Genomic DNA, 12,392 nt, shown 5'->3' with positions numbered 1-12,392 from the left:
TAAACATTATCTTAAATGATAACCTTAATTCAACTACAATATGTATTAACTGTTGCCGAATATAAAAATTTTACGATAGCAGCAGAAAAAGCTTTCGTAAGTCAGCCTACTTTGAGTATGCAGATACAAAAGCTTGAAAAAACGTTACGAGTTGAGCTTTTCGACAGAACAACTAATCCTATAAAAATAACTCCTATAGGAAAGAAAATTGTAGAACAGGCCAAAATAATTTTATCTGAAGCTAATAAATTATCACAAATTGTAGAAGAAGATAAAAAAAGTATGAACGGAACGGTTGTCATTGGTATTATACCTACAATAACCCCCACCTTAGTGCCACTTTTCTATAAAACTTTTAGGAGTAAATATCCGGAATCTGACTTGGTTATTAAAGAAATGAAAACTGAGGACATTTTAAAAGGCATCAAAGAAGGCTATTTGGATTTTGGAATTGCAAGTACACCTTTACATGACAATCAAATTATTGAAAAACCTATTTACAAAGAGCCATTAGTAGCTTACGTTTCTCCGCAAGATGCGAAAATGTATAAAGAAACAGTTTTAGATGTTGATAAATTAGACTTTAATTATCTTTTAATGTTGGAAGAAGGCCATTGCTTTCGGGATGTTGTGTTGGATCTTTGCAAGCATAGAGAAGCCATTAATTCTAATATAAAATTAGAAGGAGGAAGTTTTACTACACTGATTAACTTAGTTAATGAAGGGTTCGGATTTACCATTTTACCTTTATTAGAATCAGAAAATTTATCGGAAGAAGAAAAGAAAAATATCAGATATTTTTCATCTTCACCCTCCAGGGAAATATCATTAATTTATTCTACCAATCAAATTAGAACGACTTTTGCAGAGAAATTTGTGGATTTAATTAAAAGTATTTTAAGAGGGAAATTGTTTTTGGAAGATAAAATAGAACATAAGCCCCAATTAAAAGTAATTTAATATTTATTTGGAAATAAGTTATCTGTAAGTTTCAGCATTATTTAAAAATGTTTTATCATTAAGAAGATAAAAAATAAGAACTTATTTTACTTAGAAGAAATAGATTTTAAATAAACCTTGTATACATTGTTATTATATAAAAATATTTAGAAAAAATTATGATTGAAACAGATATTTTGATAATAGGAGCAGGTCCTACAGGACTTTTTGCTGTATTTGAAGCGGGATTATTAAAATTAAGATGTCATATTATTGATGCGCTTCCAAACATTGGAGGGCAATTAACAGAACTCTATCCTAAAAAACCGATCTTTGATATTCCGGGATATCCTTCCATTCAGGCAGGTGAATTAGTTAAAAATTTACGCGAACAAATCAAGCAATTTCAACCCGGATTTACTCTCAATGAAACAGCTAAAACCATTGATAAACAAGCAGACGGAACTTTTATTGTTACTACAGATAAAGGTACCCGGCATCATGCTAAAGCTGTAGCGATTGCAGCCGGATTAGGGAGTTTTGAACCTAGAAAACCTTTGATAGATAATATTGCCGATTATGAAGAAAAAGGAGTTGAATACTTTGTAAAAGATCCCGAAAAATATAAGGATAAAAAAATAGTAATTGCAGGAGGAGGAGATTCGGCGTTGGATTGGACCATTGTTTTAGCAGATATCGCTAAAGAAGTAACATTGGTTCATCGTAGAAATGAATTTAGAGGCGCTCTTGATTCCGTTGAGAAAGTTCAATCATTAAAAAATCAAGGAAAAGTAAATTTAATCACTCCTGCCGAAATTGTAGGAATCAAGGGGAACGGTAAGGTAGAATCCTTAGTAATTGAAAAGGAAGGGCAAACATTTGATAAAGAAGTGGATTATTTTATTCCTTTATTTGGCCTTATTCCTAAATTGGGACCTATTGCCGATTGGGGATTGGAAATTGAAAAAAATGCTATCAAGGTAAATAATGCGTTGGATTACCAAACCAATATTGAGGGGATTTATGCCATTGGAGATATCAACATATATCCGGGAAAATTAAAATTAATTCTTTGCGGTTTTCATGAGGCCACCTTGATGTGTCAAAGTATTTACAGTAAAATATATCCCGACAGAAAATACGTTTTAAAATATACTACCGTTGGAGGTGTACAAGGATTTGACGGAACAGTAAAAGAAGCAGAAAAACCGGTTGTTAAATCAATTCAGTAATTTTAACAAATTATATGTCAGAAGTAACCATCAATATCACCGATAGGGAAGGAAATAAACATGCGGTTTCAGCGCCGACGGATATGTCCATGAATATCATGGAATTAATACGAGCTTATGAATTAGTGCCTGAAGGAACGATTGGAATTTGTGGAGGTATGGCGATGTGTGCATCATGCCAAATCTATATTTTGAGCAACAATATTCCTTTACCGGAAAAAGGAGATGAGGAAGAGGCCATGCTCTCAGAAGCATTTCATGTTAAAGAAAATAGTCGCTTAGGATGTCAGATTCCAATTACCAATGATCTAAATGGGTTAGAAATTCAAATCGCTCCTTTTAGCTAATTTACATTATTGGGTAAATAATTAACGTGGAAAAAATTCTGAAATTGAAGCCCTTTTTAGATGAAAAGGTAGAACAATATAATACAATCAATTTTATTGAAACAGATCCCATTCAAATTCCTCATCGATTTAGTAAAAAAGAAGATATTGAAATTTCAGGTTTTCTAACAGCAATTATAGCCTGGGGAAATAGAAAGTCTATAATTAAAAATGCAGAAAAAATAATGCATATTTTAGACCATGCACCCCATGATTTTATCTTAAATCATACTTTACAAGATTTAAAAAAGATTGAAGGAAGTATACACAGAACTTTTAATTCACACGATTTAGTGTTTTTTATCAAATCCCTGCAAAATATTTATAAAAATCACGGAGGACTTGAAAAAGTTTTTTCTGCAGAAAAAGAAGAAGAAGACACTTTCTTAGTAATAGAACGATTTAGAAAACGATTTTTCGAAATAGAACATTTACAGCGAACCCAAAAACATATAAGCAGTCCGGCCAAAAATTCATCAGCTAAGAGAATTAATATGTTTCTTCGATGGATGGTACGAAACGATCCTAATAAAGTTGATTTTGGATTATGGAATTCCATTTCTCCATCCCAATTGGTTTGTCCACTGGATGTACATTCCGGTAATGTGGCAAGATCTTTAAACTTGTTGTCCAGAACTCAAAATGATTGGAAATCGGTTTCCCTTCTCATGAAAAACTTAAAAATGCTGGATGCCGATGATCCCGTGAAATATGATTTTGCATTATTCGGACTGGGAGTTTTCGAAAAATTTTCAAGTTAAGTGGATAAAGAAATTATTGTAATGGCTGCTAGCGCAAGTACCAATCCCAAATAATTGAGTTTATTCATTTTTTCCTTAAAAACTAATATTCCAACTAGGCTGCCCAATACAATTACTCCTAAATTCATCGAAGCAAAAACAAGAGATGGATTATCTTTAAAAGTTTGATGCGCTTTTAAATAAAAATATACATTTCCGAAATTAAAAATACCTAAAGCAATTCCCCATAAAATTTCTTTAAAAGTAAACCGTATTTTTTGTGCGAAAGTAATAATACAACCAACTATAAAAGAACCAATGAAAATAAAAAAGGTGGAAGTTGTAAACGAAAAATTTTGATTTACCGCTATTAATTTATATAAGATGTTAATAATCCCTAATCCGAAAAATATAAGAATAAGGAGATACAATTTAGTATAAGGAAAAGTTTGATCTCCTTTTTTAGCGTAAAATATAAAGAGTATTGAGATAAATCCAATCAATAATCCCAAGGTTTTAAGAGAATTGATAGACTCATTAAAAAATAAAAAAGAAGCACTCACTGTTAATAGTAAAGACATTCTTTGCGCTATGTCCGTTCGTGCAATTCCCGTATATTTAATAGATTCAGCAATCAATAAAAAAACTACAGGCATTAAAATACTCATTAGAAAATAAATGAGCCACGGAGCCGATGAATAATTTAAAGAAGGTAGATCGGGTTTGAAAAGTATATAGCAAAAAATTGCTGAAAATAAATAATTGTACGTAATCACTAAAGAAACCCCTTTAGATTTCTTATTATATAGTTTTAATAGGATTGAAACAACTATATTGAAAAAAATACTAATTATAATTTCTTTCATAATTTTTTAAATAGTTAACAAAAATACAATTACAAATTCTAATTTTTTTGAGAAGCAAACTACAATTAATAAAATTTATTAGCAATCATGTAAACTTATCAAACATGAATTATGTACAACTTATATTTCGTATGGTAGAAAAACGAAGAAGCAAATTATTTTATTTCATTCTCTTTTGCAGTTTTTACTAAAACACTTCTCATATAAACATAAAAAATTCATTTAAAATGCAAAATACTTTATGACATTTAATAAAAAAATTTTAGATTTACATACTTTTAGAAAACATATTTATGAGTTTACAAGATTTAGACCAGAATTGGATTAAACAATTCGAAAAGCCGTTAGTAATAGCAGGGCCGTGCAGTGCAGAAAGTGAAAAGCAAGTTATGGAAATAGCTGAGCGAATGGATCGGAATTATATGCAGGTGTTTCGTGCCGGTATTTGGAAACCTCGTACTAAACCCGGAAGCTTTGAAGGGGTAGGGGCTATAGGTCTTAATTGGCTTAAAAGGGTAAAAGATGAATTTAATATGCCTATAGCTACGGAAGTAGCGAATGCTTCTCATGCTAAATTAGCTTTGGAATTTGATGTGGATTACCTTTGGATCGGAGCTCGTTCAACTGTAAACCCTTTTACCATACAAGAAATAGCAGAATCTTTACGAGATACAGATAAAATTGTTTTAGTTAAAAATCCTGTTAATCCTGATTTAGATTTATGGATCGGGGCATTGGAAAGATTGGCAGCTCAAGGAATTAAAAATTTAGGGGTGATTCATAGAGGTTTTTCTTCACACAATAAATCAAAATATAGAAATAACCCTCAATGGCAGATAGCCTTAGAACTTAAAGACCGATTTCCCAATATTCCTATTTTAGGAGATCCGTCACATATAACAGGAAGAAGAGATTTAATTGCAGAAGTTGCTCAACAAGCTTTTAACTTAGAATATAACGGATTAATGGTTGAAGTCCATAATAATCCGGATGAAGCTTGGAGTGATGCCAAACAACAAATTACGCCTGAAGCCTTAAAGGATATTTTGGTAGATATTACTTTGCGAAAAAAGAATGATAATTCGGATGATTTTTCAGCCAAATTAAGCCGATATAGAGGAGAAATAGATGAGTTGGATAACCAATTGTTAGGATTATTAGCTGCCAGAATGGATGTTGCAAAAAAGATCGGAAATCTTAAAAAAGAACATAATGTGGCTATATTTCAACCCGATCGATGGAATGTGTTAAAAAACTTAGCCATTCGCAATGGAGAAAGAATGGGATTATCAGAAGATTTTTTAGAACATCTTTTAGTTTCCATTCATAAAGAATCCGTTGAATTGCAGAATAAAATTATGGAAGAATAATCATAAGTTTTAGATAGTAATAAAAATGCATCAATTTAGGATGCATTTTTTTTATATTTTTGAGTTATGAATGAAGCAATCGTATTAAAATCTACAGGAAGTTGGTATTTGGTAAAAGACATAACAACGGGAAAAGTTTATGATGCTCGAATTCGCGGGAAGTTTAAAAAAGATAAAATTAGAAATACCAATCCGTTAGCTGTAGGAGATCGCATACAATACGAATTAGAAGATCATGATATTGCTTGGATAACGAAAATTTATCCTCGAAAAAATTATATTATTCGCAAATCGGTTAATTTATCTAAAGAAACACATATTATAGCATCCAATATAGATTTGGCTTGTATAGTTTTTACCCTAAAACATCCTCAAACTTCTTTAGGTTTTTTAAATCGATGCTTAATTACTTGTGAAGCCTATCAGATTCCTGTTTTGATTGTGTTTAATAAAATCGATTTGTTATCCGAAACGGAGTTAGAAGAATTGCAAGAGATTGAAAATATTTATCAAAATATAGGATATTCAACCTTACGAATTTCTGCATTGACCAATCTTCATATAGAAGAGTTGAAAAATAAAATAAAAGATAAAACTTCTGTATTTATAGGACATTCAGGAAGTGGAAAATCTTCTACCATCAATGCTTTACAAGAAAATTTAAATTTAAAAGTAGCGACTATATCAAATTATAATGAAAAAGGGAAACATACCACCACATTTGCGCAAATGTATGAATGGGATTTTGGAGGCGCAATAATTGATATACCCGGTATTAAAGAATTTGAATTAGTAGACATTCATAAAGAAGAATTACAAGATTATTTTCCCGAAATTTTACGCGAAAAGGTTTATTGCAAGTATAATAATTGCTTACATATCAATGAACCGCAATGTGCCGTTATTGAAGCAGTCAAGGAAGGAAGAATATCAGAAAAAAGATACTCACATTATTTAAAGTTAATGCAAGAGTTAAAATAATACGTGTGTTCACATTTTAGCATACCGGTAATTTACAGCATAAAATAAAAAAGTCGGATTTTATAAAAATCCGACTTTTTTAATACATTACATCTTTGGTTTAGTTAACACCTCCACCTAAAGCTTTGTAAAGGTTAATTGAAGCTTGTAATTGTTGAAGTTTATCATTAACTTGACTTAATCTTGCATTTAATAAGTCTCTTTCAGCATTTAAAACTTCTGTATAATTAGCATCGCTGTATATTAATAATTGTTTAGTAAAATCAACAGATTTAACTAAAGAATTTATCTGTAAGCTTCTGTCGTAGTCTTTACTTTTAGCTTTTTCATAAGCAAATAAAGCATTAGAAACTTCAACACTTGAATTTAAAACTGAATTTTTGAAGTTAAGCAAGGCTTCTTCTTGTTGAGCTTGTCTTATTCTCAGTTGGCTTCTTAATTTTCCTTGATTAAAAATAGGTTGTGTTAAACCTCCTACCACACTTGCAAAAAGACTGGAGTGATCAAAGAAATTATCTAAATTCTTTAAGGTAGAATACCCTGCATTACCGGTAATTGTTAAAGAAGGATATAAAGATGCTTTCGCAACATTAGTATCTTCAAATGCAGCACGATATGCAAGTTCATACATCATTACATCAGGTCTTTTAGACAATAGTTGAGCAGGCACTCCATAGTCAAATTGACTAGGAACTGTTTGTCGAGCCATTGAAGATCTTTGTATAGGTCCGGGAGTTCTACCCAATAAATAACAGATGTTGTTTTCCAAAGCTTTGATATTATTTTCCAAATCAGGAACACTCACTTGAGTAGAGTATAATAAAGCTCTGCTTTGTTCAACAGCTGCACCGGTTACTATGTTAGCTTCTTTTAGATCTTCCATAGTTTTCACATTATCTTCTAATAATTTAATGGTGTTTAGCGTTATTTTCAATTGTTCATCTTGAGCAATTAGAGAATAATAATTATTTGCAATATTTGCCACTAAAGAAGTTTGAACTAAACGTCTATACGCATCACTTTGAAGATAAGAAGCCAAAGCTGATCTTTTGGCACTGGAAATTTTTCCCCAAATGTCAAGCTCCCAGCTTGCAGATGCTCCCAATTGGAAAACTTCTGAATGAGTTTTAACTCCGTTTCCTTGAACAGTATTTAATTTACTGTTAGAATAAGAAGCGTCTGCAGACAAACTAGGTAAATAACCTAGTTTGGCAGAACGAAGCGCAGCTTCAGTTTGTTTTATTCTCGTAACAGCAATTTTTAAATCATAACTGTTTTGAATACCTTCATTAATCAAGCTTTGCAAATTGGGATCTTTGAAGTAATCACTCCAAGGAATATCTGCAATAGTAGTACTATCTTTAACAGGCATATCCCTGTACAATTGATTATCGGTTATCTGAGGTTTCTCATATTTAGCGGTAATACATGAACTAAGTACTACGGAAACTAATAATAAGGTTGTATATTGAATTGGTCGAATTTTCATTCTTAATTCTTTTATTTTGTTATACTTATTCATCATCATCATCATCGTTATCGTTTTGTTCTCTTAAAACCACGGAAGGTTTATGCGTTGCCTTTTCCTGTAAAGATTGGAATACAGCAAACAGCATAGGAGTAACTACTAATCCAATTACAGTACCAATTAACATACCACCAATAGCAGCTGTACCGATTGAACGGTTACCAACAGCTCCTGCACCGGTTGCTACCATTAACGGGAATAATCCGAAAATAAATGCGAAGGAGGTCATTAATATAGGTCTTAAACGGGCAACGGCACCTTCAACGGCAGCATCAATGATACTCATTCCATGCTCTCTACGTTGAACTGCATACTCTACGATCAAAATAGAGTTTTTCGCTAATAAACCGATAAGCATAATTAAACTGATCTGTAAATAAATATTGTTTGTAATTCCGAATAATTTAGCGAATAAGAAAGCTCCTGCTAAACCTATAGGTAAAGAAATGATAATAGCTAAAGGTAAAATGTAGCTTTCATATAAAGCTGATAATAAGAAATATACGAAAATCAAACACAATAAGAATATATAAACAGTTTGTGAACCACTGTTGTTCACTTGCTCTCTGGTCATTCCTGAATATTCGAAAGAATATCCTTGAGGAAGCGTTTGTTTAGCAACTTCTTCAATAGCTCTAACCGCATCACCGGCACTATATCCTGCATTGGGTTGTCCATTTACAGGTATGGATTGGTAAAGGTTAAATCTTTGTAGAGATTGCGGACCGTACACTCTAGTCAAGGTAATAAATCCGGCAATTGGTGCCATTTCTCCACTATTGGTCCTTACATACATTCCATTAAGATCTTCTACATTTTTTCTGTATTTAGGATCTGCCTGGATCATAACCTTATATTGTTTACCGAATTCATTGTAATTAGAAGCATATACACCACCAATGTATCCTTGTAAAGCACCTAAAATGTCTGTTACGGCTAAACCGGCTTGTTTGACTTTAGCAACATTTACATTAATTTGGTATTGAGGATAGTTCGGGTTGAATGAAGTAGTTGCATACATGATTTCAGGTCGTTGATTTAACGCTCCTAAGAACTTACCGCTGATTTCAGAGAATTTACGGATATCACCTCCGGTTTTATCTTGAATTTGGAATTCAAATCCGTTACTGATACCGAAACCTTGAAGGGTAGGAGTTCCGAAGAAGATAATCTTACCACCTTGTATACCTGCTGTTCTAATGAACAGTTGTTTTACTACATCGTTTATTTGGATTTTAGGACGCTCTTTCCACGGTTTTAATTTTACTAATATTACGGAGTAGTTTCCTCCCGCACCACTAATAAAGCTCATACCGTTAATTTGAGCAACATTGGATACTCCTTCAATTCCTTTCGCAACTTCAAATACTTGTTTAGCAATAGCTGTTGACTGCTCAAGTGTTGAAGCCGGAGGAAGACTTATATCCCCGATGATAAATCCACTATCTTCTTGAGGTACAAAGTCGGTAGGAGTTGTTTTCATAAGAAAATATAAAATTCCGCAGAAAACAATAATAATTGCAAATGCAGACCATTTAGCTTTAGAGGTCCAAATTAAAACTTTTTTATATCTGTTGGTTAAACTTTCAAAAGCTCCGTTGAATCCGTCTTTTAATTTTTTAACAACAGAATTTTGTTTTTTGTCATCATGAGGTTTTAATAATAATGCACATAATGCAGGACTCAACGTAAGCGCATTAATCGCAGAAAGTACAATAGAAACCGCTAAGGTTAACCCGAATTGTTTATAGAAAACTCCTGAGGTTCCACCAATAAAACTTACCGGAATAAACACTGCAGACATTACCAATGTGATAGCTACAATTGCTCCCGCTATTTCGTCCATCGCATGTAAAGAAGCTTTTTTGGCATCTTTCATTCCGTCTTCCAATTTAGCATGGACGGCCTCGACGACCACAATCGCGTCATCCACCACGATACCAATTGCCAAAATTAATGCGAATAAGGTTAAAATATTAATGGTAAATCCAAATATTAACAAGAAGAAGAATGTACCTACGATAGCCACGATAACTGAAATGGCAGGAATCAAAGTAGATCGTAAATCTTGTAAGAATACCAAAACAACGATAAATACTAATACGAATGCTTCAAATAAGGTATGAATAACTTTTTCAATGGAAGCATTAAGGAAATCGTTCGCATTCATCATATATACAGTTTCTACTCCCGGAGGATAAGAACTTTTTGCATTATCTAAAACTTTTTCAACTTCGTTGATAATTTGTTGTGCATTAGAACCTGCAGTTTGCGCAATACTGATAATTACAGATGGATTTCCGTCGATGGTAGAAGTAATTTGATAGTTTTCAGAACCAACTTCCACTCTTGCTATATCTTTTAATCGTAAAACATCTCCATTTGGAAGAGATTTTAAAACCATATCACCGAATTGTTCAGTACTTACTAAACGACCGGTGTATTTTAACGTATAGGTAAATGTTTGTGCACTATTTTCACCTAATGCACCGGGAGCTGCTTCTAAATTTTGCTCTGCTAATAAAGCATTTACGTCAGCAGGAGTAATACCGTAAGTTGCCATTACGTCAGGTTTCAACCATATACGCATGGAATAAGTATTAGCACCTCTCGCTTGAGCATCACCCACTCCGGAGATTCTTTTTATCTGAGGTAATATGTTGATGTTCGCATAGTTTTGTAAAAATTTTTGATCGTAGTTTTTACTTTTACTAACTAAACCGATAAACAAGATATTACTACTTTGTGTTTTTTGTACAATCACCCCGTTTTTGGTTACTTCCGATGGAAGTAAACTGTTGGCACGAGCTGCCAAGTTTTGAACGTTAACGGCAGCAATATCAGGGTTCGCATCTTGTTTAAAATAAACAGTAATGGTAGCACTACCGTCATTGGTTGCACTCGATGTTATATAAGTCATGTTTTCAACTCCATTGATTTGTTCTTCCAATGGAATGATAACACTTTTCATGACCACGTCGGCATTTGCTCCCGGATAGTTAGTAGTTACCTGTACCGTCGGCGGAGCAATTTCGGGATATTGGGCAACCGGTAGAGAAACTACCCCTAAAATACCCAGAATCACAATTATAATGGATATAACTGTGGAAAGAACGGGTCTTTCTATGAATGTTTTAAGCATTGTTTTATTTCTTTTTTATTATTTAAAGTTATAATACTTCTTTTTACGTTAAGAAAATTAAAGTTGAGGTTTGATCTCCATTCCCTCTTTTAAATTCTGGATTCCGTTAACAACTATTTTATCGTTTTCGTTTAATCCTGAATTTACGATAAAGGATTGTCCATCCGGTGTTGGAGTAACTTTGATGGTTACTTGTTTTACTTTATTATCTTTTTGTACCACGAAAACAAAAGTTTGACCTTGAATTTCAAAGGTTGCTTTTTGCGGGATAACCAAAGCATTTTCAACAGTTGTACTGATTCGTATGGATCCGGTTGAACCACTTCTTAAAATACCTTGCGGATTAGGAAAACTAGATCTGAAATTTGCAGAACCTGTAGAAGTGTTTACAATACCGTTGATAGTTTCAATTTTACCTTTTTCATTGTATTCGGTACCGTCAGCTAAAATTAAAGTCACCGGTTCGGATTTTTTGATTTTTTCTGCTTGAGTAGCACCCGGTGTATTTTTAAGGAAATCCAATAATTGTTTTTCGTTTAAAGAAAAATATACATATACATTGGAAGTATTCGCCACAGTAGTTAAGGTAGTGGTACTATTAACTAAACTACCTAAACGATAAGGTATGGAACCAACAATTCCATTAACCGGACTGGTAAGAACGGTATAAGATAAATTAGTGTTCGCAATAGCTAAAGCAGTTTGTGCTTGATTTAAAGCAGCACGTTTAGTCTGTAAAGCATATTGTGCAGATTCTAATTGATATTTACTTACAATTCCTTTTTCAACCAAAGGGGTGATTTTTGTTACATCCATAACTGCATTGTCAACTTGAGCTTTTGCAGTTTTAATGGCAGCTTCTGCATTTAATACATTTTGTTTGTATTGTGGCGCATCCAATGTAAATAAAACTTGTCCTTTTTTAACTACAGAACCTTCGTCTACATTAATTGTTTTAATGAATCCTTCAACCATTGGTCGAATTTCAATGTCTTCTTCACCTTTTATGGTTGCCGGATAATCTGTTTCCAAAACAGCAGTTTGTGAAGTAACTACTTTTACCGGATAGGGTAGCACTTGATTGGCTTGCCCGCCCATAGCAGCCATACCTGCTGCATTTTTCTTATCACCGCCACAAGACACATACAATGTGGATGTTGCAGCAGTGAATAGCAAAGCTATAATTTGTATTTTTCTGAGTTTCATAT

At 32.9% G+C, this 12,392-nt stretch carries 10 protein-coding genes; 6 read left to right on the top strand and 4 right to left on the bottom strand.

The features are described 5' to 3' along the window. The first annotated feature begins 15 nt into the window (after nt 1–15). The 4 genes from G8C41_RS05345 (at nt 16) to G8C41_RS05330 (ending at nt 3,318) form a co-directional block, all read left to right on the top strand. Nucleotides 16–960, top strand: a complete 945-nt coding sequence (locus G8C41_RS05345) for a LysR substrate-binding domain-containing protein (RefSeq protein ID WP_185149971.1) — start codon at nt 16–18, stop codon at nt 958–960. Between the two features lie 158 nt (nt 961–1,118). After that, a complete protein-coding gene (locus G8C41_RS05340) occupies nt 1,119–2,171 on the top strand; it encodes an NAD(P)/FAD-dependent oxidoreductase (protein WP_105297414.1) in 1,053 nt (350 codons plus the stop codon). A 14-nt stretch (nt 2,172–2,185) separates the two neighbouring features. Next, complete coding sequence (locus G8C41_RS05335) at nt 2,186–2,518, top strand: 2Fe-2S iron-sulfur cluster-binding protein (RefSeq protein ID WP_105297415.1); 333 nt, start codon at nt 2,186–2,188, stop codon at nt 2,516–2,518. Between the two features lie 17 nt (nt 2,519–2,535). Continuing rightward, nucleotides 2,536–3,318, top strand: coding sequence for a TIGR02757 family protein (locus tag G8C41_RS05330; protein WP_317164263.1), 783 nt, complete (start codon nt 2,536–2,538; stop codon nt 3,316–3,318). On the opposite strand, the gene G8C41_RS05325 is transcribed toward G8C41_RS05330, so the two are convergent. Continuing rightward, nucleotides 3,315–4,163, bottom strand: coding sequence for a DMT family transporter (locus tag G8C41_RS05325; protein ID WP_166006535.1), 849 nt, complete (start codon nt 4,161–4,163; stop codon nt 3,315–3,317). The genes G8C41_RS05330 and G8C41_RS05325 overlap by 4 nt on opposite strands. A 293-nt stretch (nt 4,164–4,456) precedes the next feature. Between G8C41_RS05325 and G8C41_RS05320 the strand changes: the two genes are divergently transcribed. Continuing rightward, the gene (locus G8C41_RS05320) at nt 4,457–5,533 is read left to right on the top strand and encodes a bifunctional 3-deoxy-7-phosphoheptulonate synthase/chorismate mutase type II (RefSeq protein WP_166006533.1); all 1,077 of its coding nucleotides are present in this window, start codon (nt 4,457–4,459) and stop codon (nt 5,531–5,533) included. Nucleotides 5,534–5,599: 66 nt separating this feature from the next. Then, a complete protein-coding gene (gene rsgA / locus G8C41_RS05315) occupies nt 5,600–6,514 on the top strand; it encodes a ribosome small subunit-dependent GTPase A (RefSeq protein WP_166006531.1) in 915 nt (304 codons plus the stop codon). Between the two features lie 100 nt (nt 6,515–6,614). Here rsgA and G8C41_RS05310 read toward each other — a convergent pair whose 3' ends face one another. From G8C41_RS05310 to G8C41_RS05300, 3 genes are read right to left on the bottom strand one after another with little or no spacing between them, the layout of a single operon-like run. Beyond that, a complete protein-coding gene (locus G8C41_RS05310; RefSeq protein ID WP_166006529.1) occupies nt 6,615–8,003 on the bottom strand; it encodes an efflux transporter outer membrane subunit in 1,389 nt (462 codons plus the stop codon). Nucleotides 8,004–8,028: 25 nt separating this feature from the next. After that, a complete protein-coding gene (locus tag G8C41_RS05305) occupies nt 8,029–11,184 on the bottom strand; it encodes an efflux RND transporter permease subunit (protein ID WP_160542259.1) in 3,156 nt (1,051 codons plus the stop codon). A gap of 57 nt (nt 11,185–11,241) precedes the next feature. Continuing rightward, entirely contained in the window at nt 11,242–12,390 is a 1,149-nt protein-coding gene (locus tag G8C41_RS05300) for an efflux RND transporter periplasmic adaptor subunit (protein ID WP_160542258.1), read from the bottom strand. Nucleotides 12,391–12,392 lie beyond the last annotated feature (2 nt).

Source organism: Apibacter sp. B3706 (genome assembly GCF_011082725.1).
Lineage (GTDB): Bacteria > Bacteroidota > Bacteroidia > Flavobacteriales > Weeksellaceae > Apibacter.
This window is presented reverse-complemented; position numbering and strand designations above follow the sequence as displayed.

What these genes read in the sequence shown, in the direction of transcription:
- G8C41_RS05300 (WP_160542258.1), bottom strand. Translation starts at nt 12,390, where the DNA reads ATGAAACTCAGAAAAATACAAATTATAGCTTTGCTATTCACTGCTGCA.
- G8C41_RS05305 (WP_160542259.1), bottom strand. Translation starts at nt 11,184, where the DNA reads ATGCTTAAAACATTCATAGAAAGACCCGTTCTTTCCACAGTTATATCC.
- rsgA (WP_166006531.1), top strand. Translation starts at nt 5,600, where the DNA reads ATGAATGAAGCAATCGTATTAAAATCTACAGGAAGTTGGTATTTGGTA.
- G8C41_RS05335 (WP_105297415.1), top strand. Translation starts at nt 2,186, where the DNA reads ATGTCAGAAGTAACCATCAATATCACCGATAGGGAAGGAAATAAACAT.
- G8C41_RS05310 (WP_166006529.1), bottom strand. Translation starts at nt 8,003, where the DNA reads ATGAAAATTCGACCAATTCAATATACAACCTTATTATTAGTTTCCGTA.
- G8C41_RS05325 (WP_166006535.1), bottom strand. Translation starts at nt 4,163, where the DNA reads ATGAAAGAAATTATAATTAGTATTTTTTTCAATATAGTTGTTTCAATC.
- G8C41_RS05320 (WP_166006533.1), top strand. Translation starts at nt 4,457, where the DNA reads ATGAGTTTACAAGATTTAGACCAGAATTGGATTAAACAATTCGAAAAG.
- G8C41_RS05340 (WP_105297414.1), top strand. Translation starts at nt 1,119, where the DNA reads ATGATTGAAACAGATATTTTGATAATAGGAGCAGGTCCTACAGGACTT.
- G8C41_RS05345 (WP_185149971.1), top strand. Translation starts at nt 16, where the DNA reads ATGATAACCTTAATTCAACTACAATATGTATTAACTGTTGCCGAATAT.